This window comes from Bacillus sp. NEAU-242-2 (assembly GCF_027853835.1).
Classification (GTDB): domain Bacteria; phylum Bacillota; class Bacilli; order Bacillales; family Bacillaceae; genus Bacillus; species Bacillus velezensis.
In genome coordinates, this window is record NZ_JAPNNY010000003.1 from 32,594 (window position 1) to 55,243 (window position 22,650).

The 22,650-nt window shown below is 49.0% G+C and carries 22 protein-coding genes; 2 read left to right on the forward strand and 20 right to left on the reverse strand.

From position 1 onward, the window contains the following. Positions 1-32 precede the first annotated feature (32 nt). Together OWN49_RS10195 and brxB are read right to left on the reverse strand one after the other, a co-directional pair. Entirely contained in the window at positions 33-800 is a 768-nt protein-coding gene (locus OWN49_RS10195) for a transporter substrate-binding domain-containing protein (RefSeq protein WP_070082086.1), read from the reverse strand. Between the two features lie 245 nt (positions 801-1,045). Continuing rightward, a complete protein-coding gene (gene brxB, locus OWN49_RS10200; RefSeq protein WP_003153223.1) occupies positions 1,046-1,483 on the reverse strand; it encodes a bacilliredoxin BrxB in 438 nt (145 codons plus the stop codon). Between the two features lie 177 nt (positions 1,484-1,660). On the opposite strand from brxB, the gene OWN49_RS10205 reads away from it, so the two are divergent. Next, entirely contained in the window at positions 1,661-2,557 is an 897-nt protein-coding gene (locus OWN49_RS10205; RefSeq protein WP_176283420.1) for a YegS/Rv2252/BmrU family lipid kinase, read from the forward strand. 43 nt (positions 2,558-2,600) lie between these two features. Here the strand turns inward: OWN49_RS10205 and OWN49_RS10210 are convergent, their stop codons facing one another. From OWN49_RS10210 to OWN49_RS10245, 8 genes are all read right to left on the reverse strand, one after another. Further along, positions 2,601-3,863 carry a dihydrolipoamide acetyltransferase family protein gene (locus OWN49_RS10210; protein WP_176283421.1) on the reverse strand — a complete coding sequence of 421 codons (1,263 nt, stop codon included), beginning with the start codon at positions 3,861-3,863 and terminating at the stop codon, positions 2,601-2,603. Positions 3,864-3,884: 21 nt separating this feature from the next. Then, the gene (gene bfmBAB, locus OWN49_RS10215) at positions 3,885-4,868 is read right to left on the reverse strand and encodes a 3-methyl-2-oxobutanoate dehydrogenase subunit beta (protein WP_003153216.1); all 984 of its coding nucleotides are present in this window, start codon (positions 4,866-4,868) and stop codon (positions 3,885-3,887) included. Positions 4,869-4,880: 12 nt separating this feature from the next. Further along, positions 4,881-5,873 carry a thiamine pyrophosphate-dependent dehydrogenase E1 component subunit alpha gene (locus OWN49_RS10220; RefSeq protein WP_070082089.1) on the reverse strand — a complete coding sequence of 331 codons (993 nt, stop codon included), beginning with the start codon at positions 5,871-5,873 and terminating at the stop codon, positions 4,881-4,883. Positions 5,874-5,895: 22 nt separating this feature from the next. Then, positions 5,896-7,317 carry a dihydrolipoyl dehydrogenase gene (lpdA, locus tag OWN49_RS10225; protein ID WP_176283422.1) on the reverse strand — a complete coding sequence of 474 codons (1,422 nt, stop codon included), beginning with the start codon at positions 7,315-7,317 and terminating at the stop codon, positions 5,896-5,898. After that, positions 7,307-8,422: a butyrate kinase gene (gene buk / locus OWN49_RS10230; protein WP_094247799.1), complete on the reverse strand. Its 1,116-nt coding sequence runs from the start codon at positions 8,420-8,422 to the stop codon at positions 7,307-7,309. The genes lpdA and buk overlap by 11 nt, the downstream gene beginning before the upstream one ends. Before the next feature lie 17 nt (positions 8,423-8,439). Beyond that, complete coding sequence (bcd, locus tag OWN49_RS10235; RefSeq protein ID WP_173613040.1) at positions 8,440-9,534, reverse strand: branched-chain amino acid dehydrogenase; 1,095 nt, start codon at positions 9,532-9,534, stop codon at positions 8,440-8,442. A 13-nt stretch (positions 9,535-9,547) separates the two neighbouring features. Then, positions 9,548-10,441, reverse strand: coding sequence for a phosphate butyryltransferase (gene yqiS, locus OWN49_RS10240; RefSeq protein WP_025649863.1), 894 nt, complete (start codon positions 10,439-10,441; stop codon positions 9,548-9,550). 122 nt (positions 10,442-10,563) lie between these two features. Beyond that, positions 10,564-12,633 (reverse strand): sigma-54 interaction domain-containing protein, encoded by a 2,070-nt coding sequence (locus tag OWN49_RS10245; protein ID WP_025649862.1) that lies wholly within the window; start codon positions 12,631-12,633, stop codon positions 10,564-10,566. Positions 12,634-12,786: 153 nt separating this feature from the next. Between OWN49_RS10245 and OWN49_RS10250 the strand changes: the two genes are divergently transcribed. Beyond that, entirely contained in the window at positions 12,787-13,029 is a 243-nt protein-coding gene (locus OWN49_RS10250) for a DUF2627 domain-containing protein (protein WP_007408378.1), read from the forward strand. A 28-nt stretch (positions 13,030-13,057) separates the two neighbouring features. On the opposite strand, the gene prpB is transcribed toward OWN49_RS10250, so the two are convergent. The 10 genes from prpB to ytaF all read right to left on the reverse strand — a co-directional run bounded on the left by prpB (position 13,058) and on the right by ytaF (position 22,632). After that, positions 13,058-13,963, reverse strand: a complete 906-nt coding sequence (gene prpB / locus OWN49_RS10255) for a methylisocitrate lyase (RefSeq protein WP_025649861.1) — start codon at positions 13,961-13,963, stop codon at positions 13,058-13,060. A gap of 18 nt (positions 13,964-13,981) precedes the next feature. Beyond that, entirely contained in the window at positions 13,982-15,409 is a 1,428-nt protein-coding gene (locus tag OWN49_RS10260; protein WP_172802833.1) for a bifunctional 2-methylcitrate dehydratase/aconitate hydratase, read from the reverse strand. A 25-nt stretch (positions 15,410-15,434) separates the two neighbouring features. Next, positions 15,435-16,532 (reverse strand): citrate synthase, encoded by a 1,098-nt coding sequence (mmgD, locus tag OWN49_RS10265; protein ID WP_003153198.1) that lies wholly within the window; start codon positions 16,530-16,532, stop codon positions 15,435-15,437. 23 nt (positions 16,533-16,555) lie between these two features. Beyond that, positions 16,556-17,689: an acyl-CoA dehydrogenase gene (locus OWN49_RS10270; RefSeq protein ID WP_003153197.1), complete on the reverse strand. Its 1,134-nt coding sequence runs from the start codon at positions 17,687-17,689 to the stop codon at positions 16,556-16,558. 29 nt (positions 17,690-17,718) lie between these two features. Beyond that, entirely contained in the window at positions 17,719-18,570 is an 852-nt protein-coding gene (locus OWN49_RS10275; protein WP_077722577.1) for a 3-hydroxybutyryl-CoA dehydrogenase, read from the reverse strand. Positions 18,571-18,589: 19 nt separating this feature from the next. Beyond that, entirely contained in the window at positions 18,590-19,771 is a 1,182-nt protein-coding gene (locus tag OWN49_RS10280; RefSeq protein WP_077722578.1) for an acetyl-CoA C-acetyltransferase, read from the reverse strand. A 140-nt stretch (positions 19,772-19,911) separates the two neighbouring features. After that, positions 19,912-20,649, reverse strand: a complete 738-nt coding sequence (locus OWN49_RS10285; protein ID WP_077722579.1) for a glycerophosphodiester phosphodiesterase — start codon at positions 20,647-20,649, stop codon at positions 19,912-19,914. A gap of 87 nt (positions 20,650-20,736) precedes the next feature. After that, entirely contained in the window at positions 20,737-21,363 is a 627-nt protein-coding gene (locus tag OWN49_RS10290) for an N-acetylmuramoyl-L-alanine amidase family protein (RefSeq protein WP_003153193.1), read from the reverse strand. A gap of 18 nt (positions 21,364-21,381) precedes the next feature. Continuing rightward, on the reverse strand, positions 21,382-21,699 hold the full coding sequence (locus OWN49_RS10295; protein ID WP_003153192.1) for a hypothetical protein: 318 nt from the start codon (positions 21,697-21,699) through the stop codon (positions 21,382-21,384). A 309-nt stretch (positions 21,700-22,008) separates the two neighbouring features. Then, complete coding sequence (gene ytaF / locus OWN49_RS10300; RefSeq protein WP_070082095.1) at positions 22,009-22,632, reverse strand: sporulation membrane protein YtaF; 624 nt, start codon at positions 22,630-22,632, stop codon at positions 22,009-22,011. Positions 22,633-22,650 lie beyond the last annotated feature (18 nt).

A 22,650-nucleotide genomic window follows, 5' to 3' on the forward strand; every position in this document is an offset into this window, starting at 1 on the left:
ATAAAAAGCTCAACGAAAAGTTGAGCTTTCTTTTATTTCTCGTTGGTGAACCATTTTTTCTTCAGTTTTTCGATTTCTCCGTTTTTCTCCATTTCTTTCAGCGCTTTGTTAAACTTCGCTGTCAGATCACTGTCTTTGCGGAACGCAATCGCGGAGCCCGATTCGTCTGATTTCGCATCCGCTGACGCAAAGCCCTGCAGATCGTTATTTGAACTGAAATAGCCTTGTGCTACGATGTCTTCGATAATGGCGGCATCAAAACGCCCGGATTTAATCTCTTCCGTTAAGTCTGAGATCCGGTTGCGGTCTTCGAGCTGAAAACCGTATTTCGAAGCGAGCTTCTTGCCTTTTTCCTCTTGAATGGAGCCGAGCTGAACACCGACGGTTTTGCCTTTCAGATCATTCAGGGATTTAATGCTGCTTCCCTTTTTCGTAACAATCATATTGTTAGCAGTATAATAAATATCAGAAAAATCAACTTGCTTTTTCCGTTCCGGCGTAGGTGTCATTCCAGATAAAATCATATCTATCTGCTTGGACTTCAAGGCTGTAATCAGGCTGTTGAAGTCCATGTCCTGCACCTCAACGTCATAGCCGGTCTTTTTGCCCAGAGCTTTTGCCAGATCAACGTCAAACCCGGTGATCTGATCGCCGTCTTTATATTCAAATGGTTTATAGTCAGCCGATGTACCCATAATCAGCTTGTTCTTTCCGCCCTCTGAGCCTGAATTGCCTGATCCGCAGGCGGACAGCGCAATGGTGATACATGCGGCAGCTAATACCAACAGCCATTTCTTCATGATTCATTTCCCCCATATCTACTGATCTCTTAAATTTGAATATTTATTCGTTAACTTGTATTTTAAACACTTTTTAATTGTGATGCAATACTATTTTTGAAAAATATATTTTCCTTTCTGTGTTTATTATAGTCATTGTTTTTCCGATTAGTGACAGCTGAACGCCGATGTATAAATATTTATATTTATACAGATTCCATATAAAAAAACCCCGAAAGCGCTCGGCTCCGGGGTTTTTCTTTCACTTATACTTCTTCACAATATTCTTCAAATGCTTCCTGCAGTTTTGTGACGACGGCCATCGGCTCATGGCCTTCAATTTCATGGCGTTCCACCATTTTCATGATTTTCCCGTCTTTTAAAATGGCAAATGACGGAGAGGACGGCGGATAGCCTTCAAAGTATTCTCTCGCTTTGGCTGTCGCTTCTTTATCCTGTCCGGCAAATACCGTCACAAGCTGATCCGGGCGTTTATCGTAATGTACGGAATGGTATGCGGCAGGCCGTGCAATACCGCCTGCGCATCCGCACACAGAGTTGACCATAACGAGTGTGGTTCCTTTTTTCGAAAGCGCTTCGTCCACTTCCTCAGCGGTTTTCAGCTCTGTATACCCGGCGGCCGTGATTTCCTGGCGGGCTTGACGCACGACATCATTCATAAATAAATTAAAATCCATATTCAACTGGGACCTCTCCTTTTTGATCATCTCTTCTTATGATAGCAAGGAACCTCCCTATCGGCAAATGACACCGCTCATATCCAATTGTTTTTGTCCCTTTTATGTACCCGATGTAAGTTTATGACCTTTTAAAAACGGGAAACTTGTTAAAGAGATTGTCTGAAATAAAGGAGCAGTCGTATGAGCCAACGGAAAGCAGTATTAATTTATAACGGAAACGCCGGTCAAAAACAGATTGATAAAACGCTCGGCACGGTCGTCCCCATTTTGGCCCAGTCAGCTGACGAACTTTTGATTAAACCGACCAAACATCAGGATGATGCCCGTCAGTATTGTGAAAATCTCGACAGTTCAGTTGACTATTTATATATTTTAGGCGGAGACGGCACTGTGCATCAATGCATCAACAGCATCAGTAAGCTTGATCACAGGCCCGCTGTCGGCATTTTGCCGGGAGGAACGTGCAACGATTTCTCAAGGGCGCTCGGCATCCCGCAAAACCTTCAAAAGGCCGCTGAAGCGCTCGCGCCCGGACATAAACGAATGATTGACGTCTGTAAAACGGATGACGGCTATTTTCTGAACTTTTGGGGCATCGGATTGATCACCGAAGCATCAAGCCATATCAATGAAACTGAAAAAGCATGGCTCGGTAAAATCAGCTACTTCACGAGCGCCTTGCGAACGATGACAAGCGCGAACCCGTTCCCTGTCAAATTGACGATTGACGGCGAGGTGAAAGAAGACGAAGCCGTAATGGTGCTTGTCATGAACGGGCATTATATCGGGACAAACCGAGTTCCCCTGCCTGATGCCAGCCTCCGGGACGGCTTAGCCGATGTGTTAATCTGCCGCAACACAAGCCTTGCCGCGTTGCGGGAGCTGATGACGATGGAGCAGGGTTCATTTGATGATTTCAAAGGGGAGCTGTCCTATATTCAGGCCTCCAGGATTGAAATCGAAACCGGACGTGAAATGGACGCGGATACAGATGGCGAGGTATACGGAACAACGCCTTGTACGATCGAAGTGAAAAAACATCATCTCACTATGCTTGTTCCCGAGGATTCACAATGAAAGTAAAAAAGCTCCTTTTGCCGCCCGGGCAAAAGGAGTTTTTTTAATAGACTGAAGTATTTTCGTCAATGTTTTCTAAGATTTCTTTGACGCGTCCGAGGAATCGGCCGCACACGAGCCCGTCGAGCACTCTGTGATCTAAAGACAGGCAAAGATTAACCATATCACGAACGGCAATCATTCCGTTATTCATGACAACCGGACGTTTGACGATAGATTCTACCTGAAGAATCGCCGCCTGCGGATGGTTGATAATGCCCATAGATTGAACTGAGCCGAAAGATCCCGTGTTATTGACGGTAAATGTGCCGCCCTGCATATCTTCCGCGGTAAGTTTTCCGTTTCTCACTTTTTTCGCAAGGTCCGTTATTTCTCTGGCTATGCCTTTAATCGTTTTTTCATCAGCATGCTTAATAACCGGAACAAACAGCGAATCTTCCGTGGCAACGGCAATAGAGATGTTGATGTCTTTCTTTTGGACGATTTTGTCTCCCGCCCACATGCTGTTCATCTGCGGGAACTCTTTGAGAGCCTGCGCCGCCGCTTTTACAAAGAAAGCGAAAAATGTTAAATTGAAGCCTTCTTTCTGTTTAAATGAGTCTTTTATGCTGTTTCTGTACGCCGTCATGTTCGTGACGTCGACTTCCATCATCGTCCAGGCGTGCGGAATTTCTGTTTTGCTTTTATGCATATTGGCGGCGATGGCTTTTCTGACGCCTGTAACCGGAATCTCAATATCACCGGCTGACAGAGCTGGCGCCGGCGCTTGTTTTTGCTGTTGTTTCAGCGCTTGTTGCGTTGTTTGAACGGCGGCCGGCGCCGGTGCTTCCGACTTCTGCTGCATTCCCGAATCAATGATCTTTTGAATGTCTTTTCGCGTAATTCTTCCGCCTGCACCCGTTCCTTCAACTTCTTCAAGCTGAATGCCGTGTTCTCCTGCTAATCTGAGCACGGCCGGTGAATAACGCGCTTTATTTGACTGATCTTTACCTTGACGGTTTGCATCGGTGTCTGAAGGGGTATTCTGCTCTTCTTCCCGCTTCGGCGCCTCTTCGGTTTCCGTTTCTTCCGTTTCAATTTTGCAGATGATCTCGCCGACTGTAAGAGTCTGGCCTTCTTCTCCTACAAGTTCTGTAATCGTACCGGTAAAAGAAGACGGCACCTCCGCATTCACTTTATCCGTCATGACCTCCGCAATGGGGTCATATTTATTCACTTGATCACCGGGGGATACCAGCCACTTGCTGATCGTCCCTTCCGTCACGCTCTCTCCGAGCTGAGGCATAGCCATTTGTTCAATCGCCATGTCAAAAACCTCCTTACGTCTTTAAAACTCCGCTAATTCTCTCATCGCGGCTTCTGCTTTGTCAGGATTCATCATGAAGTATTTTTCCATTGTCGGCGCATAAGGCATTGCCGGAACATCAGGACCTGCAAGCCGCTTGATCGGCGCGTCTAAATCAAATAAGCAGTTTTCAGAAATAATGGCGGCGACCTCACTCATAATACCGCCTTCTTTCGTATCTTCTGTGATCAGCAATACTTTTCCGGTTTTAGACGCAGCTTCAATGATGGCTTCTTTATCTAACGGATAAACCGTACGCAAATCTAATACGTGCGCGGAAATTCCGTCTTTTTCAAGACGCTCGGCAGCCTGCAGAGCGAAATGGACGCATAATCCGTACGTAATGACAGTAATGTCGCTGCCTTCGCGTTTTACATCCGCCTTTCCGATCGGAAGGACGTAATCATCCGCAGGGACTTCGCCTTTAATCAGACGGTACGCCCTCTTATGTTCGAAAAACAGCACCGGATCTTCGTCACGGACTGCGGCTTTCAACAGCCCTTTTGCGTCATAAGGAGTTGAAGGCATGACAATTTTAAGACCCGGCTGGTTGGCAAAAATGGCCTCCACAGACTGGGAATGATACAACGCGCCGTGCACGCCGCCCCCGTAAGGCGCTCTGATGACCATCGGACAGCTCCAATCATTGTTTGAACGGTAGCGTATTTTGGCCGCTTCTGAAATGATTTGGTTGACCGCAGGCAGAATGAAATCGGCAAACTGCATCTCGGCAATCGGGCGCATGCCGTACATCGCGGCGCCGATCCCGACACCGGCAATCGCTGATTCCGCAAGCGGCGTATCCATCACCCGCTCTTCTCCGAACTGTTCATAGAGACCCGCCGTGGCTTTAAACACGCCGCCTTTTCTCCCGACATCTTCCCCGAGAACAAAAACGCGCGGATCTCTTTCCATTTCTTCTTTCATTGCTGCATTAATACTGTCAATATAAGACATTACAGACATAAGTATTCCTCCCTACTTCGCATAAACGTGATCAAGCGTTGATTCAGGAGATGCGTATGGCGCTTTCTCCGCTTCGTCTGTCGCTTCGTTTACGATAGCCATGATGTCATCCAGCATGGTCTTTTCTTCTTCTTCACCTAGAAGCCCGGCTTCTTGCAAGTATGCTTTATATAAAAGAAGCGGATCTTGTTTCTTTGCTTCTTCTACTTCTTCGCGTTCTCTGTAGCTGCTGTCGTCGTCATCACTGGAATGGGGCGTCAACCGGTAGGAAACCGTTTCTATTAATGTAGGACCTTCGCCTTTAGATGCCCGTTCGCGCGCTTCTTTCACGGCCCGGTAAACTTCCAGCAGGTCGTTTCCGTCAACTGTGACTCCCGGCATGCCGTAGCCTGCTGCGCGGTCGGAAATATTTTCGCACGCCACCTGTTTGTCATACGGAACAGAAATAGCATACTTATTGTTTTCACACATGAAAATGACCGGCAATTTATACACGGCGGCAAAGTTTGCCCCTTCGTGAAAATCCCCCTGGTTGGAAGATCCTTCTCCAAAGGTTACGAAAGAGACGATATCCTTTTTATCCATGCGTCCCGCAAGCGCGATTCCGACTGCGTGAGGCACCTGCGTTGTCACAGGGGATGAGCCCGTTACGATTCTGTTTTCCTTTTGCCCGAAGTGGCCAGGCATCTGCCTTCCGCCTGAGTTCGGGTCAGCCGCTTTCGCAAAACCGGACATCATCAAGTCCTTTGCAGTCATACCGAATGCAAGCACAACTCCCATATCTCTGTAGTAAGGAAGCACATAGTCGGTATCACGGTTTAAAGCATAGGCCGCGCCTACTTGAGCCGCTTCCTGTCCTTGACATGAAACAACGAACGGAATTTTGCCCGAGCGGTTTAAGAGCCACATTCTTTCGTCGATTTTTCTGGCTAACAGCATGGTTCTATACATTTCAACGGCTTCTTCGTCAGAGAGCCCTAATGCTTGATGGCGGTTTGTAGTCATTCAAACCCCTCCTTCTTTCCTTTTAAAAATGAATCGCGTTTCCGTCTGCGGCTAACGCAGCTTCTCCAATCGCCTCTGAAAGCGACGGATGCGGATGTATGGACTGGCCGATTTCCCAAGGCGTCGCGTCGAGCACCTTGGCAAGCCCCGCTTCAGAGATCATATCGGTGACGTGCGGGCCGATCATATGAACACCGAGAATATCATCTGTATTCCGATCGGCAACGATTTTCACAAAGCCATCGCTTTCTCCGTATACAAGAGCCTTTCCGATTGCCATGAACGGAAACTTCCCGATCTTCAGTTCATGTCCTTTTCGGGTTGCTTCCTCTTCTGTCAGACCGACACTCGCCGCTTCCGGATTTGAATAAATGCATTTCGGCACAAGAGCTGCATCAAGCGGAGCCGGATTAAGACCCGCCATATGCTCAACGGCAATGATGCCTTCACGGGAGGCCACATGTGCAAGCTGAAGACCGCCCACAACATCACCGATCGCATAAATGTGCGATTCCTTCGTCTGCCCGGCTTCGTTCACGATGATAGAACCGTTTTCCGCTTCAATATCCGTGTTTTCAAGGCCGATCCCTTCAATGTTCGGCTGGCGGCCGATGGAAACAAGCATTTGTTCCGCGTGATACGTTTCTTTTTTTCCATTCTTTTCAGCGGCAATTGAAACGCCGTCCGCTTTTTCCAATGTATCCGGAAGCACTTTCGCACCCGTTACAATCTTAATTCCTTTTTTCGTTAACAGTTTTTCCATCTCGCTTGAAATATCATGGTCTTCAGTCGGCAAAATGCGGTCCGCATATTCAATCACAGTGATATTGACGCCGAAATCGTTCAGCATGGATGCCCATTCAATTCCGATGACACCGCCGCCGACGATCAACATGGATTGGGGCAGACGCTCAAGCTCAAGCGCTTCATCTGATGTCAGAATATATGTACCGTCTGCTTCTAAACCCGGCAGCATTTTCGGCTTTGAACCGGTTGCGATAATCAATTGTTTCGGTATCAGCATGTCGTTTTCTTCACCATTTGCGTATTCGACGGAAACCGTACCGGGAAGAGGTGAGAAGATGGAAGGGCCGAGCATACGTCCGTACCCGTTGAATACATCAATCTTCCCCTTTTTCATCAAGTGGGCGACACCGCCGGCCAGACGGTCAACGATTCCCTGCTTTCGTTTTTGCACGCTGTCAAAGCGGAGGGAGACACCTTCCGTTTCAATGCCGAATGCTGCCGCTTCCTTTGCGGTTCGGTACACTTCCGCGCTTCTTAACAGCGCTTTACTCGGGATACATCCTTTATGCAGGCATGTTCCGCCGAGCTTTTCTTTTTCTACAACGGCCGTTTTTAAGCCGAGCTGGGCCGCTCTGATGGCGGCTACATAACCGCCCGTCCCGCCGCCCAGAATGACCACATCATATTCAGTCGCCATTTGTTTTCACTCCTTCGCCGATCTGATATTGCTTTGACTGCTCCTCACCGGCTAAAACCCGAAGCGCGCCTTGCGCGAGAGATTGCAGTTCATTTTCTCCCGGGTACACCAGTACATCCGAAATCCAATCTATGTACGATCTGATGGCGGATACGAAACTTTTCCCGTACGCCAATCCGCCCGTCAGGACGATAATGTCTACTTTTCCTTTTAATACGGCGCTTGCCGCCCCGATTTCTTTTGCTACTTGATAAGCCATGGCGTCATAAATGAGCCTCGCATGCTCATCTCCGGCCTGAATGCGTTTTTCCACCTTCACCGCGTCCGTTGTCCCCAGGTAGCCGGAGAGTCCGCCCGTGCCGACAAGTTTTTTCATCATATCGGCTTTTGAATACTTGCCGGAAAAACACATCTCCACCAAATCACCCGCAGGAACGGTTCCCGCGCGCTCCGGGCTGAAGGGCCCTTCTCCGTGAAGCCCGTTGTTGACATCCGTCACCCGTCCGCAATCATGGACACCGACTGTGATGCCGCCGCCCATATGAGTGACGATCATCTTCATCTGTTCATACCGTTTGCCGAGGGACGCCGCCGCCTGACGGGCAACAGCTTTTTGGTTCAAAGCATGAAAAATGCTTTTCCGCTTGATTTCAGGCATCCCTGATACTTTAGCGAGCGGAGTCATCTCATCCACCACGACCGGATCGACGATATACGCGGGGATATTTAGTCCGTCAGCTATTTCCCTGGCAATAATTCCGCCCAGATTAGAAGCATGCTGGCCGTTGTAGCCGTTTTTCAAATCAGTGATCATGGCGTCATTCACTTCATATGTGCCGCCCTCAATCGGTCTGAGCAGGCCGCCCCTGGCACAAACGGCATCAAACTTTGAAATGTTGATGCCCTGTTCGTGCAAAGACTCAAGAATGCTTATTTTTCGAAATTCGTACTGGTCGATAATGCCGTTAAATGTTTTCAGCTCTTCTTCGGGATGTCGCAGCGTCTTTTCAAAGATACAGCGTTCATTGTGAAAGACACCGATTTTCGTTGATGTTGAGCCTGGATTCAGAATGAGAATGCGTTTTTCCTTTTCGAACATTTTCATACCTCCAGATCAAATTCCTATCGTCTGCTTAATATACTTTGGCCGTTTTGCAGAAACTGGCTTCTTGAACGGCGCATGCGTTCAATTCGTTCCTCAGCCAGACGGTCGGCCGCTAAGTATGTCGGAATGCCGTCACGCGCGGAAATATCGAGCACCCGCTCAATGTTTGCATAGATGCCTTCAACTTTTTTCAAAGCCCGCTCAGCATTGTAGCCGTAAAGCTCATCGGCCACATTGATGACGCCGCCTGCATTGATGACATAATCCGGAGCGTACACGATTCCCATTTCATGAATGGTATCGCCGTGACGTGTTTCTTTCAGCTGGTTATTGGCCGCTCCCGCAATGACTTTCGCCTTCAGCTGTTTAATCGTGTCATCGTTAATGACGGCGCCGAGAGCACATGGGGCATAAATATCGCACGTCTGTGAGTAAATGTCGCCGGGATCAACTGCGCGGGCGCCGAAGTCCTCAACGGCACGTTTAACAGATTCTTTATTGATATCCGTTACGATTAAAGAAGCGCCTTCTTCGTGAAGGTGGCGGCATAGATTGTAAGCCACATTTCCCACGCCTTGCACGGCAATTGTTTTACCTTCCAGTGAATCAGTGCCAAACGCCGCTTTCGCTGCGGCTTTCATCCCTTTGTAGACGCCGTACGCCGTAACCGGGGACGGATTTCCTGATGAACCGAATGCCGGAGAAATTCCGGTTACATAGTCTGTTTCATCATGAATAATGTCCATATCTTCAACGGTGGTGCCGACGTCTTCCGCCGTAATATACCTTCCGTTTAAGCCTTGGATGTAGCGGCCGAACGCGCGGAACATTTCTTCATTTTTATCTTTGCGCGGGTCTCCGATAATAACGGTTTTCCCGCCGCCTAAGTTTAAACCGGCAGCCGCATTTTTATAAGTCATGCCTTTTGCGAGTCTCAGTGCATCTTCAATCGCCGCTTCTTCACTGTCATATGTCCACATTCTTGTTCCGCCGAGTGCAGGGCCGAGCGTCGTATCATGAATCGCGATGATCGCTTTTAATCCGGATTGTTCATCTTGGCAGAATACCAATTGTTCGTAATCGTAAGTCTCCATATATTTGAAAATTTCCATAGGTTCGTTCCTCCTACTGTTCTTGTGATGCGCAAATCGCAAGCGCAATTGAATACAGTTTATTTTCTGCGGTATCCGCTCTGCTCGTTAATGCGATCGGCGCTTTTGCACCGGCGATGACGGCAGCAACATTTGCTTTCGCAAAATAAATCATTGACTTATAAAGCATATTTCCGGCCTCGATTGAAGGAACCAAGAGAATATCCGCCTGGCCCGCTACGCTTCCGGAAATCCCTTTTTGCAGCGCAGCCGCTTGGGATACGGCATTATCCAAAGCAAGCGGTCCGTCCGCAATGCAGCCGGTAATCTGTCCTCTATTGCACATCTGGACGATCGCAGCCGCGTTCAGCGTCGCCTCCATTTTCGGATTAACCGTTTCAATAGCGGCAAGGACTGCGGCTTTCGGCATAGGGTTCCCTACAGAATGTGCGACATGAACCGCATTTTGCAGAATATGCCCGAGCTCTTCAAGAGACGGGGCAATGTTCAGCGCTGAATCAGTCACATACATCAGCCGGTCATAGTCCGGCACCTCAAAAACGGCTACATGTGATAACACCCTTTTTGAACGAAGCCCTTCCTGGCGGTTTAAAACCGATTTCAGAAGAGTTGAGCTCGGGAGATTCCCTTTCATTAAAACGTCCGCCTCTTGTTCACGCACTGCGCGCACTGCTTTTGCCGCAGATTCTTCGGGTGAATCGGCGTGGATGATGTCAGCATTGAACTTCGGCTCATTTGCCAGAAGCTCTTTCAGCTTTCCGCTGTCACCCGTCAGTAAAAATCGTGCCGACAAGTGTTCTGCCGCCATTTTGACGGCCTGGATCACTTCTTTATCTGCTGCGTGGGCCACTGCAATGGTTTTTGCGTTTTTTGCCGCGGCTTTTTCAACTAGGTCTTTCAGCTTCATTTTGTACCACCTTTCTTGTGCGAATCCGCTTTTAACAATGCAAGTTCCGTGCCAAATATGCGAAAGGGTTTATTCCGGCTTTTTTCAAGAACACATGCAGCTGTTTGCGCTTTCTCTGCAACTTATTGCATGCCGTCATTTGCAAGGCCGTACTTGTCCATTTTGTAGTACAGATTCCGAATGCTGACACCAAGCGCTTTCGCCGTTTTGGTTCGGTTGAATTTATGCTTTTCAAGCGTTTTTTGAATGACGTGCGCTTCAAATTTTTCAACAGCCTGAGACAGCTTTTCCCCTTCTATATCCGGAAAATCACTTTGGGTGCCGTTTTTTTCATTCAGCTCTGATTCGAAAACAGGCAGATGCTGCTGTTCGATCCGTTCCATGTGCGGCTCTAAAAATATCATTGCCCGTCCGAGAACATTTTCAAGCTCCCGTACGTTTCCCGGCCAGCTGTAGGCTGATAAAGCTCGCAGCGCGTTCGGCGTGAGCCCCTTTACATTGCGGCCGTAATCCTGATTGATTTTTTCAATGAGCCGAATGCTCAGCGCTTCAATATCTTCTTTGCGCTGCCGAAGCGGCGGGATTGAGATCGGATAGCGGTTAATCCGGTAATACAGGTCTTCACGGAACGCGCCTTCCGCCATGGCCTTTTCGATGTTGACGTTTGTCGCTGCGATAATTCTGACATTGACAGAAATCGCTTTAGCGCCGCCGACTCTGATAATTTCTTTTTCCTGCAGAACTCTGAGCAGCTTTGCCTGGGTGCTTTGGGTCAGCTCTCCGATTTCATCTAAGAAAATGCTGCCGTTATTCGCTTCCTCAAAAAGTCCTTTTTTGCCCCCGCGCCTCGCGCCCGTAAACGCGCCTTCCTCATAGCCGAAAAGCTCGGATTCAAGCAGGGATTCAGACAGGGCCGCACAATTGACCCGGATGAATTTATTGTATTTTCGGTCGCTTTCATTATGGATGGCGTGGGCGAAAAGTTCTTTCCCTGTGCCGGATTCTCCCCGCAGCAGAATCGTCGCCGGCGTTTTCGCCCCGAGCTTCGCCTGTTCAAGGGCGACCAGCATTTGTTCACTCGTGCCGATAATGTCATCAAACGTGTATTTCGCTTCAAGCGTGCGGATAATCTGGCGCGCCCGATTCAGCTCAGCAGTCAGCGTTTTAATTTCTGACACGTCGTGGATGACGCCGACGCTGCCTTTTAAAATACCGTCCACAATAACGGGGGCAACATTTACGATGACATCCTTTTTATTGGGGCCGACCTTCATCCTCACACCCCGAACGGGCCGCCTTGTCCCCAATACTTTCAGGTGCATGCTTTCCCCTTCTGAGATATCGGTGGAAGCGGGTTTTCCGATGACCTCGCTTTCTGACAGCCCGGTCATTTTTGTATACGCTTTGTTGATTAACATTCCGATGCCGTTTTCATCAACGACGGAAATGGCCTCGTCTGACGATTGAATAATCGCTTCAAGCATGGTGCGGATTTGTTTTAAGTTCGTGACCTCTTCCGCCAGTTCAACTGCGTCGGTGATGTCTTTAAACACGCATAACGCGCCGAGAAGCTTTCCGCCTTCGTCAATGATCGGCAGTCTTGTCGTAACAATCTGCAGGTGCTTGCCGAGAAGCTGCTTCTGGTTATATTCCGGCTCTCTCGTTTCCAGAATCCGCGGCAGCTTTGTGTTCGGCACTACATCTTTAATTTGGCGGCCGATGACATCCTCCCGTTTTCGGCCGACCATTTTTTCTGCCATCTGATTAAATAAAATGATCGTTTCGTTGACGTCTATAAAAATCATGCCGTCGTGCGTTGAATTAAAAATCCGGTCATGCTTATACGTCTGCGACTTCAGCATTTGGATAAGCTGCTGTTTTTCCTCCATCAGCTGAAACACCATGTACGCCAATTTTCCCGGCATGACGATGGTTTGTTCTTTTTTCTCATGGAGCAGCTCATCCATGACCGCTTTATCGCCTGTTGTATGGATGATAATATCTATATCTTCAGTTATGTAGGGTTTCCAATCTGATGAGGTTGCAATTCCATATCTCCGGGCTTCTTGCAGCCCTTGCGCCTCCGGATCTTGGTCAACCACCGCAATAATCCGGATCAGTTTTGTTTTCATCAAAATCTGTAGGAGCGCCGTGCCTCCTTTACCAGCACCTATAATCAGCACCTTCTGCATCCCGATACCCCTTTATATGAAAAAATTTGCACACCTGTATTTCCCGTTGCAATAATTTGCACAACCCCTATGTTACCACGTTTTGATCTCTTGACAAAATATTTTTTCGATTGGACAATAAAGGAAATCATATCGTAAAGGGGTTTTCTGAATATGAGCCGGCTTGTTGCACTTTTGATTCTGGTCCTCCCCGGCGCTGTCGCGGCGCTCGGCATTAAGCTGATGAGAGATGCATTATTCGGGCATGCGTTTTCCCCGTTTCCGTCCCTTTTTCTTCAGGGGGCGGCCGGATTGGCGTTTTTTTTGTTCGGCCTTTATGTCCTGGCCGGGTTTATTCTGTACAGAGATCGGAAACGCAATCAAGTCAGCCCGCGGTTCAGGAAAAAAAAGCTGTAAAAAAAGCCCTTGCAAAAAAAGGGCTTTTTCAGTCGTCCGGCAGTATCGTTTTGGCAATGGATTGATCCAGTTCTTCATAGTCATGGTAAGCGATCGTTTCATATAATTCTTTTCTCGTCTGCATATCCGAAAGCCCCTCTTTTTGAGAGCCTTCTTCTTTCAGAAGGCGGAAAATACGTTCAAAAGCCTTGGCCGCCGTTCTGAGTGACGTGACCGGGTAAATGACCATCTGACAGCCCATATCGGAAAATTCATCAGCACTGTAATACGGCGTTTGTCCGAATTCAGTCATATTTGCGAGAATCGGCACACTGATTTGTTTGGAAAACGCTCTGAATTCACTTTCGGATTGGAGCGCTTCCGGAAAAACAGCGTCAGCACCCGCTTTTATATAAGCGGACGCCCTTTTTAATGCTCCCTCCAGCCCTTCCTGCTGTCTGGCGTCTGTTCTCGCAACAACAAGAAGAGTCGGCGCGGCCCGCTTGACCGCTTGGATTTTTTGCGCCATTTCTTCAATCGGCACGAGCTGCTTCCCATTCAGATGTCCGCATTTTTTCGGCAGGCGCTGATCCTCCATTTGGACGGCGGCCGCGCGCGCTTCATACATTTCTTTCGCCGTCCGGGCGGCATTCAGCACGCCTCCGAAACCCGTGTCAATATCGACGAGGACGGGCAGATCAGACGAGCGGACCAGATCTTTAACCCGTTCAGCCATTTCCGCCGACGTGATGATGCCTAAATCGGGCAGCCCTCTGCTCGCCGTGTAAGCCGCGCCTGATAAATAAAGAGCCGAAAAACCCGTTTTCTTGGCGATAAGAGCGGCCATCGCATCGTGAGCGCCGGGAATCTGCAATAGATCCGGCGCTGCCATCAGCGTACGGAACCGCTCTGCAAGCTCCTCTTGAGACGACTGCTTGCTGACGATCCACGTCATGTTTGTCACCCTCCTATTTTATATGAGAAATAAGTCCATAAATTCACTAACGCTGAGCTTCTGCATTCGGCCGCTATCTTTACAGGCCTCTTCGATTTTCCGCTGCTGCTTCAATGAAAAATGAGTGCTGATGTTTGCTGAAAACTTGGCAAGAATCTTCGGAACGGCTTCTTTTCTGCGGAATCGGTGCCCGAGCGGATATTCACATTCAATCCGTCCCGTAGCCGTGCCGTCTGTAAAATGCACCTGTACGGCATTTGAGATGGATCGCTTATTCGGGTCTAAGTAATCTATTGAGTACGCTTTATGTTCTGTCACCTCCATTTTGCTCCGCAATGTATCAATTCGCGGATCAGACGCCGTTTCCTCTTCATAATGATCCGCCGTGATATCTCCGAAAAGCAGCCCGATTGCCGTAATATACTGGAGGCAGTGATCCCGGTCAGCCGGATTGTGAAGCGGCCCTTTTTTATCGATAATCCGGATTGCCGACTCATGGGTCATAATCGTGATCCTGTCAATGTCTTCGATGCGGTCTTTCACCTCCGGATGAAGCCGGACCGCGCATTCCGCCGCTGTCTGGGCGTGGAATTCAGCCGGGTAGGATACTTTAAACAAAACATTCTCCATCACATAGGACCCAAGCCGGCGGGCAAGCTTCATTTCCTGACGGTTAAATAATACGTCTTGAAATCCCCACCCAGATGCGGTCAGAGCCGTCGGGTACCCCATTTCACCTTTTTGCGCCATAAGGGCCAAATATACGCCTCTGCTCGTCGCGTCGCCGGCCGCCCATGATTTGCGTGATCCGGTGTTCGGCGCATGACGATACGTTCTGAGGCTTGAATTATCAATCCAAGCGTGAGATACGGCGTTATTGATTTCCTCTCTTGAGCCGCCCAGCATTTGTGCGCAAACAGCCGCAGTCGCCACTTTCACAAACAGCACATGGTCAAGCCCGACTCTGTTTAAACTGTTTTCCAAAGCGAGAATTCCTTGAATTTCGTGCGCTTTGATCATTGCGCAAAGCACATCACGCACGGTAAGCGGTTCTTTCCCTTCTGAAATCCGCACTCTGGATATATAATCCGCACAAGCCAATATGCCTCCGAGATTGTCAGACGGATGCCCCCATTCGGCCGCAAGCCACGTATCATTATAATCGAGCCACCTGTTGATACAGCCGATATTAAAGGCAGCCGTGACCGGGTCTAAAACAAAAGGCGTGCCCGGGACTCTGCTGCCGTTGGGCACGGAGGTTCCCGGGACAATCGGGCCGAGCAGCTTTGTACATTCGGGATAGCTGAGCGCCAAAATTCCGCAGCCTATCGTATCAAGAAGCACATGTCCTGCCGTAGTGAAAGCTTCTGAACTGTCAATCTCCTGATGGAGCACGTAGTCAGAAATCTCTTCGATTACAGCATCCATTCGGCGGGGTTCTGTCATGTTTTCATCTTCCTTTCTCATCTGTTTACAGGCGCGCTCCGGTATAGCGGACACGCGGGCGGAAAAGCCGGTTTCGGCTGTGCTGTTCAATGACATGAGCGCACAGTCCGACCGTCCGTGCGCTGAAAAATATAGGCGTATACAGCGGGATCGGGATGCCGAGCATGTAATAAACCGGCGCTGCGTAGTAATCTAAGTTCGGATAAAGGCCTTTTTTCTCCCGCATGACGGTTTCTCCGGCTTCACACATATGATAAAGACGGAAATCGCCTGAAAGATCAGACAGTTTTTTCAATGCTTCTTTCATCATGAGCGCCCTCGGGTCCATTTTTTTCATGTAGACACGGTGGCCGAAGCCCATGATTTTTTCTTTGTTTGCGAGTTTTTGAGTTAATAATTGTGTAAACCCGTCTGTATCCTTCGCTTCCTCAAGCATGTACATAACCGCTTCGTTCGCTCCGCCGTGAAGGTTTCCCTTAAGCGAGGCGACGGCTCCGGTCAGCGCGCCGTAAATATCCGATTGCGTCGAAGCAATGACACGGGCCGTAAACGTTGAGTTCGGCAATTCATGCTCACTGTATAAAAGAAGCGACCGGTCGAATATTTCTTCTTCCAAGGAGGACGGCGTTTTTCCGGTAATCATATATAAAAAGTTTGCGCTGTACGATAAGGTTCCGACAGGCGCTAAAGGCTCCAGTCCGTTGATGACTCGATAGCTGTTGACGGTCAGATTGGGCATTTTGCCTATCAGCCCGCGGACACGGTGCCGATTTACAGAAGAGGTGCGGTTATCAATATCCTTATCAAAGCCTCCAAGCGCGGACAAACCTGTCCTCAGTCCGTCCATCGGGTGAGTACGTTCGGGCAGCAGACGGCATATACGCAAGATTTCCTCGGGAAGGTGTCCGCCGCGCCGAACGTCTTCTTCTAGCGCCTTCTTCTCTTTCGCATCAGGAAGTCTGTCTTCCAATAAGAGATGAACAATGTCCATATAGCCGGCCGTTTTAGAAAGCTCAATCAGATCGTGGCCTTTGATTAAAATACTGCCCTGCTGTGTATCCAGGAAAGAAATCCCCGTTTCCACCGCAATGACGCCATCTAAACCGGGAGAATAAGATTCCATGGTTTCGCTCCTTTGCGCACTTTTTATTGAAGAAGATACTTAGAAATAATCAGCCTTTGAATCTCATTGGTTCCTTCATAGATTTGCGTGACTTTCGCATCCCGAAATAAACGCTCCGCGGGATACTCTTTCATATAGCCGTAGCCGCCGTGAATCTGAACAGCCTCCACCGCCGCTTTCATCGCCGCATCGGACGCGAACTGCTTCGCCATAGATGCTTCTTTTCCGCACGGAAGCCCTCGCTGATACAGATCAGCAGCATGATAGACCAATAATTTGGCAGCTTCCGCATTCGTTGCCATGTCAGATAATTTAAATGAAACGGCCTGATTCGAAGCGATGGGTCTGCCGAACTGGCTGCGGGTTTTGGCGTACTCCACCGAGCAGCCGAGCGCCGCTTCGATAATCCCGAGCGCCTGAGCCGCTATGCCGATCCGTCCGACGTCAAGGTTTTTCATGGCGATTGAAAAACCCTCGCCCTCTTCGCCGAGCCGGTTTTCAATCGGAATTTCCGCTTGGTCAAACTGCAATTCGACAGTATTGGAACCTAACAATCCGAGCTTTTTTTCTTTTTTTCCGACAGAAAAACCGGGTGTGTTTTTTTCAACGATAAACGCTGAAATTCCCTTTCTCCCTTTACCCGGATCGGTTATGGCGAATGTCAGATACAGATCTGCCGCTCCGCCGTTTGTAATAAAGATTTTTGAACCGTTCAGAATATATGAACCGCCTTTTCGCACGGCTGTTGTTCTCAGGCTTCCCGCATCAGATCCGGAGTGAGGCTCAGTAAGCGCAAAAGCCCCAATATATTCGCCCGCTGCCAGCTTCGGAATATACGTTTGTTTTTGGGCTTCTGTCCCGAAATGCAAAATCGGGATTGTCCCTACCGATGTGTGGACGGACAAAATGACGCCGACGGCCGCGCTGACTTTTGATATTTCATGAATCGCTAAAATGTAAGATGTTGTATCAGCACCCGCCCCGCCGTAAGCTTCCGGGACGGGAATGCCCATCAATCCCGCTTCGCCCATTTTTTTAATCAGCCGCTCCGGAAATTCATCTGTTGATTCCATGAGCTCAACCACCGGCGCGATTTCCTTGCGGGCAAAATCACGCACCATTTTTCTCATCATGATGTGCTCTTCTGTAAAATGCATGGCTGCCGTCTCCCCTCATGATCTTTACATCATCTGCCGTACTCATAAAAACCGCGCCCGCTTTTTTTGCCGAGCCAGCCGGCGCTGACATATTTTCTGAGCAGAGGGCATGGGCGGTATTTCGGATCTCCGAGCCCCGCGTAGAGAACCTCCATAATGGAAAGGCACGTATCCAGCCCGATGAAATCAGCTAACGTTAAAGGGCCCATCGGATGACGCATGCCGAGCTTCATCACCTCATCAATCGCTTCCTTTGAAGCTGCTCCTTCGTAAAGGCAATAAACGGCTTCGTTAATCATCGGCATTAATATGCGATTAGATATAAAGCCCGGGAAGTCATTGACTTCGACAGGGGTTTTATTCATCCGGACGGCAAGCTTCTTTACTGTTTCCGCCGTTTCTTCCGATGTGGCGAGTCCTCTGATGACTTCGACAAGCTCCATGACAGGAACCGGATTCATAAAATGCATGCCGATTACTTTTTCAGGCCTTTTTGTGGCCGCGGCAAGCTCCGTAATAGGAAGAGAAGACGTATTGCTTGCCAATACGGCATGAGGGGGACAGATTTTATCAAGTGTGTCAAACAATTCCGCTTTTGCTTTTTTGTTTTCGGCAATGGCTTCAATGATAAAATCAGCATCTCCCGCTTCTGTAAGCTCTGCCGGGGAAATACGGCTGAAAACGGCATCTGTCTCCTGCTGTGACTTCCGTCCTTTTGCCTGCTCTTTCTCCAGGTTTGTCTTTATGCGGTGAAGACCTTTTGTTACCGTTTCCGGCTCCCAATCGTATAAATTGACGGCAAACCCGGCTTCTGCAGCCGTCTGAGCGATGCCTGCCCCCATCTGACCGGCACCTGCGACCATGATTGTTTTCATCTTCATCCGGCGCTCCCTCCTTTGATCAGTACACCTCCAGCAGGACGGCATCTCCTTGAGCCGCTCCGCTGCATATAGCCGCTATGCCTAAACCTCCTCCGCGACGCTTTAATTCGTATATTAAACTCATGATGATTCTCGCTCCGCTTGCGCCGATCGGGTGGCCGAACGCGATTGCCCCTCCGTTTACATTCACTTTCTCCCGGCTGAACCCGGCTATTTTTTCACTCACGAGCACGACGGACGCAAATGCTTCATTTACTTCAAACAAATCAATATCGTCAACGGACAGTCCGGTTTTTTTCAAGAGCCGGCTGATGGCCTCTCCCGGCGCGCTTGCCAGCTCGGACGCTTCCAGTCCGACTGACGCAAAGCCAAGTATTGCTGCGAGCGGCCTGACATGCTGCTTTGCTGCTTTTTCCTCTGACATCAGCACAAATGCTCCGGCCCCGTCATTTACACCGGGAGCATTTCCTGCTGTAACCGTTCCGTCGGCTGTAAAAATTGGCTTGAGCGCTGCGAGCTGCTCAAGGCTTGTATCAGGACGCAGCCCCTCATCCGCTTCAACGATATGCTGTTTGCCCTTTTTGCCGATCCAGGTAACGGGGACAATTTCTTCACGCAATTTGCCCGCCTCAGCCGCCTCAGCCGCGCGTTTCTGGCTCAAAAGAGCGTAATGATCCTGTTCATCCCGGGAAATGCCGTACTTTTTGGCCGCAGTGCTTCCGTGGACAGCCATATGTACCTGGTCGAACGCACAGGTCAGACCGTCATGAACCATTAAATCCTGAAAAACCCCGTCCCCCATCCTCACACCCCAGCGGCCGGCCGGAATGGCGTACGGAATGTTGCTCATGCTTTCCATTCCGCCTGCAATCAGCACGTCCGCGTCTTTCGCCCGGATCATTTGATCACAGATGGTAACAGCCCTGAGCCCTGATGCACAGACCTTATTAATGGTTTCAGCCGGAACGGACCACGGAAGCCCGGCATATCTTGCAGCCTGCCGTGCCGGAATCTGCCCGGCACCCGCCTGGACGACCATCCCCATCACCGCTCCTTCCGCTTCGCTTTCACTGATAGCGGCGCGCTTGATTGCTTCTTTTATGGCAATGCCGCCAAGCTCGGCTGCCTTTACCTCTTTTAATGCGCCGCCGAATTTTCCGAACGGCGTTCTTGCCGCACTGACGATAACCGTTTTTCCCACAATTTTGCCTCACTTTCAATAAGATAAAAGATAACGCTTACACAAAACGCCCTGTTACAATATATGAACCGGCTGACCGAGTTATGATTGCACCGCCTTTTTCCCGCCCATAAAAAAAGAAGACTGTCTGAACAGTCTTCTCAGCTGCGGCATTCTTCTTTTATAGAAACAGCCAGCTTTGGATAATCGGTAAAAATTGCGTCTATCCCCGCTTTCATCAGCTGCTTCATATCCTCAGGACGATTGACAGTGAACGGACGGAGCGCCGCTTGGTGTTTTGCAAGATGTTTGATCACTTCAGCGCTGACCGCAGGCGTACCGAGCTTCGGATGATAACCCGAAGCGGGGATGGCGGCAAGATACCGTTCAGGCCGGTACAGCACATCCATTGTCAGCACCGCCCGTTCAATTTCAGGCGCCAGGGCGTGGCAAACCGCGAGACTCTCATGATTAAATGAAGAAAAAATAACGCGCTTTTCCAGTCCGTAATATCTGACTTTTTTGATCACTTCTTCTTCCATTCCTTCGTAACGGAATACACTGTTTTTCAGCTCAATGTTTATCAGAAAATCAGCACGTTCCGCAAAACGCAGCACATCTGACAAAAGCGGAATTCTGACACCTTTAAAAGAATCTTTCCATTTTCCGGCGGCATCGGCGGTTCTGATTTTGTCATACGCCGTATCTTTCACAAATCCTTTCAAAGACGTCGTGCGGTCGAGGGTTTCATCGTGAATGACCACGATCCGGCCGTCTTTTGTCATCTGTACATCAAGTTCGATTCCGTCAGCCCCGTCCTCAATCGCTTTTTTGAATGCGGGCATCGTATTTTCAGGGCAGTCGCCCGACGCCCCCCGGTGGGCAAAAATATTCGTCATATGTGTCACCTCAGATGTTTGTCATCGGTTTTCTCTATTATAATCGTTATGCACATCAGGAGGGCGCTATTTACACATATTTTATCATTACCGTCCGCTGTAATAGGTTTCGATTCCGTTTACAACGGCGTCCGCGGCATGCTCTTGTCCGTTATCGCTTTTCAGCTTGTCCGCATCTTGAGGATTTGTGATAAAACCTAATTCAGCCAGCACACTCGGCATCTTTGAATATGTAATAACATAAAAAGGAGCTTCTTTTACGCCTCTGTCCCTCATCCCTAAAGACGTGACAAGCTGCTGCTGAATGTCGGAAGCAAGCCTTTCGCTGTCCGCGCCTTCATATGTCGAATTAAAATACGTTTCCGTGCCCGATGCCGTTGATACGGCTGAATTCGTATGGAGGCTGACGAATAAATCGGATTGGCTGGCGCTCGCTTTCGCCACCCGCTCGTCCAAACGTAAAAAAGTATCGTCAGTCCTTGAAGCTACAGGTTTTGCACCTTCTGCCTCCAATTTGGCGATCACCTTGTTTGACACCGCTAAATTGATGTTTTTCTCAAGCAGTCCATTTCCGCCGGCCCCGCTGTCTTCTCCGCCATGTCCGGCATCGATATAAATGGTTTTCCCTTGCAAAGGTTCGGCTGCATAAGCGGACGGCGCAAGCAGAAGCAGAGCGGCACCGAAGGCAGCAGCGCTTTTTGTCAGTAAACCCACGTTTTTTCCTCCCCGTTTTCACATATCTGTTTCTTTTTTCAGTTTCTCAAGCCGTAATTGTCCGTTGCTCTCTTTTTTATAGGTGATTTGCACCGCCGTATGTTCAGGCAGCGACTGACATTCAAACCGCTTAGCGAAAGGCACCTTCACCTCTTGCCTTTCTCCGTCAATTTCGACCGCGATCGTATCGTTTCCGGCCGCTTTTATAAATGTTCCTTCCTGTGTAAATGACGGCGCCGCATCAGCCTCCGCGGTATACTCGCAGCCTGATAACAGCCATGCGGTGAAGATCAGAAGTATGACAGACTTCACACAGATCACCTCACGTTTTCTCATTCGGCTTTATCTTTGAACAGATTGGCCGATTTGTAAAGGGAGCCTCCATTCCTCCAGCGCTTTTCCATATTTGGAATGAAGGCTATCTGACCTGCTGTTTACCTGAACTTAGAAAGAAAACAAGCTGATCAGTCTATGAAAAAGGTTCTGTCTGAAGGCCGAATATGCAGAATTTAACGGAAACGGACGACTTTCTGTTCATTTTGAAAAAATATCAGATCGGCAAAAAAAAGAGAGCCGCGTCATGCACTCTCCCGAATAGAAACATTCATATTTATTTTGAGCTTTTCATAAAATGAACGGGACAACTTAAAAGAGCAGCGTATTGGCGGCAATGATGAGAATAATCACTCCGCTCAGCACCGTGCTGAACTGTCCGACGTGAAAAGAACCGATGCGCAATGACGCGGCTTTTTTTCCAAGCGAGCAGCCGATCCATATGGTCAGAAAGCTTCCGATCGCCGCAGTGATGGAAATGGCAGCAGGAGAAAGCCCGATCAACCCCGCGCTTAATCCGTTGGTCAGCGCATTTGCGGATACGGCCACCCCGAGAACCATGGATTCCAATATACCGATTTCTCCCGAACCGTCGGCATCCGCTGCCTCCGGATTTTGCAGCAGACCGGCAAAACGGCCTTTTTTTCCTGACGCGCCAACACGCGCTGTTTTTCTCGGCACAGCCAGCAGAATGATGCGGATACCGATGACAGATAAAATAAACGCCGCCAGCAATACAGGAAGAAAGCCCGGTAAAACGGCTGAAATCCATTTGCCGAAATAAATTCCGATATAACTGAATACAAAACAGATAAAAGCGATCATCATATTTGACGCATGCGATATTTTGATTTTTCTGATGCCGTATGACATCCCCACTCCTAAATTATCAATGCTTGAGGACACTGCCAAACCTAAAATCAATAACCAAGCCATGTTCGTTTCTCTCCATTC

What these genes read in the sequence shown, in the direction of transcription:
- OWN49_RS10195 (WP_070082086.1), bottom strand. Translation starts at nt 800, where the DNA reads ATGAAGAAATGGCTGTTGGTATTAGCTGCCGCATGTATCACCATTGCG.
- OWN49_RS10205 (WP_176283420.1), top strand. Translation starts at nt 1,661, where the DNA reads ATGAGCCAACGGAAAGCAGTATTAATTTATAACGGAAACGCCGGTCAA.
- OWN49_RS10210 (WP_176283421.1), bottom strand. Translation starts at nt 3,863, where the DNA reads ATGGCGATTGAACAAATGGCTATGCCTCAGCTCGGAGAGAGCGTGACG.
- bfmBAB (WP_003153216.1), bottom strand. Translation starts at nt 4,868, where the DNA reads ATGTCTGTAATGTCTTATATTGACAGTATTAATGCAGCAATGAAAGAA.
- OWN49_RS10220 (WP_070082089.1), bottom strand. Translation starts at nt 5,873, where the DNA reads ATGACTACAAACCGCCATCAAGCATTAGGGCTCTCTGACGAAGAAGCC.
- lpdA (WP_176283422.1), bottom strand. Translation starts at nt 7,317, where the DNA reads ATGGCGACTGAATATGATGTGGTCATTCTGGGCGGCGGGACGGGCGGT.
- buk (WP_094247799.1), bottom strand. Translation starts at nt 8,422, where the DNA reads ATGAAAATGTTCGAAAAGGAAAAACGCATTCTCATTCTGAATCCAGGC.
- bcd (WP_173613040.1), bottom strand. Translation starts at nt 9,534, where the DNA reads ATGGAAATTTTCAAATATATGGAGACTTACGATTACGAACAATTGGTA.
- yqiS (WP_025649863.1), bottom strand. Translation starts at nt 10,441, where the DNA reads ATGAAGCTGAAAGACCTAGTTGAAAAAGCCGCGGCAAAAAACGCAAAA.
- OWN49_RS10245 (WP_025649862.1), bottom strand. Translation starts at nt 12,633, where the DNA reads ATGCAGAAGGTGCTGATTATAGGTGCTGGTAAAGGAGGCACGGCGCTC.
- OWN49_RS10250 (WP_007408378.1), top strand. Translation starts at nt 12,787, where the DNA reads ATGAGCCGGCTTGTTGCACTTTTGATTCTGGTCCTCCCCGGCGCTGTC.
- prpB (WP_025649861.1), bottom strand. Translation starts at nt 13,963, where the DNA reads ATGACGTGGATCGTCAGCAAGCAGTCGTCTCAAGAGGAGCTTGCAGAG.
- OWN49_RS10260 (WP_172802833.1), bottom strand. Translation starts at nt 15,409, where the DNA reads ATGACAGAACCCCGCCGAATGGATGCTGTAATCGAAGAGATTTCTGAC.
- mmgD (WP_003153198.1), bottom strand. Translation starts at nt 16,532, where the DNA reads ATGGAATCTTATTCTCCCGGTTTAGATGGCGTCATTGCGGTGGAAACG.
- OWN49_RS10270 (WP_003153197.1), bottom strand. Translation starts at nt 17,689, where the DNA reads ATGCATTTTACAGAAGAGCACATCATGATGAGAAAAATGGTGCGTGAT.
- OWN49_RS10275 (WP_077722577.1), bottom strand. Translation starts at nt 18,570, where the DNA reads ATGAAGATGAAAACAATCATGGTCGCAGGTGCCGGTCAGATGGGGGCA.
- OWN49_RS10285 (WP_077722579.1), bottom strand. Translation starts at nt 20,649, where the DNA reads ATGACGAATATTTTTGCCCACCGGGGGGCGTCGGGCGACTGCCCTGAA.
- OWN49_RS10295 (WP_003153192.1), bottom strand. Translation starts at nt 21,699, where the DNA reads ATGAGAAAACGTGAGGTGATCTGTGTGAAGTCTGTCATACTTCTGATC.
- ytaF (WP_070082095.1), bottom strand. Translation starts at nt 22,632, where the DNA reads ATGGCTTGGTTATTGATTTTAGGTTTGGCAGTGTCCTCAAGCATTGAT.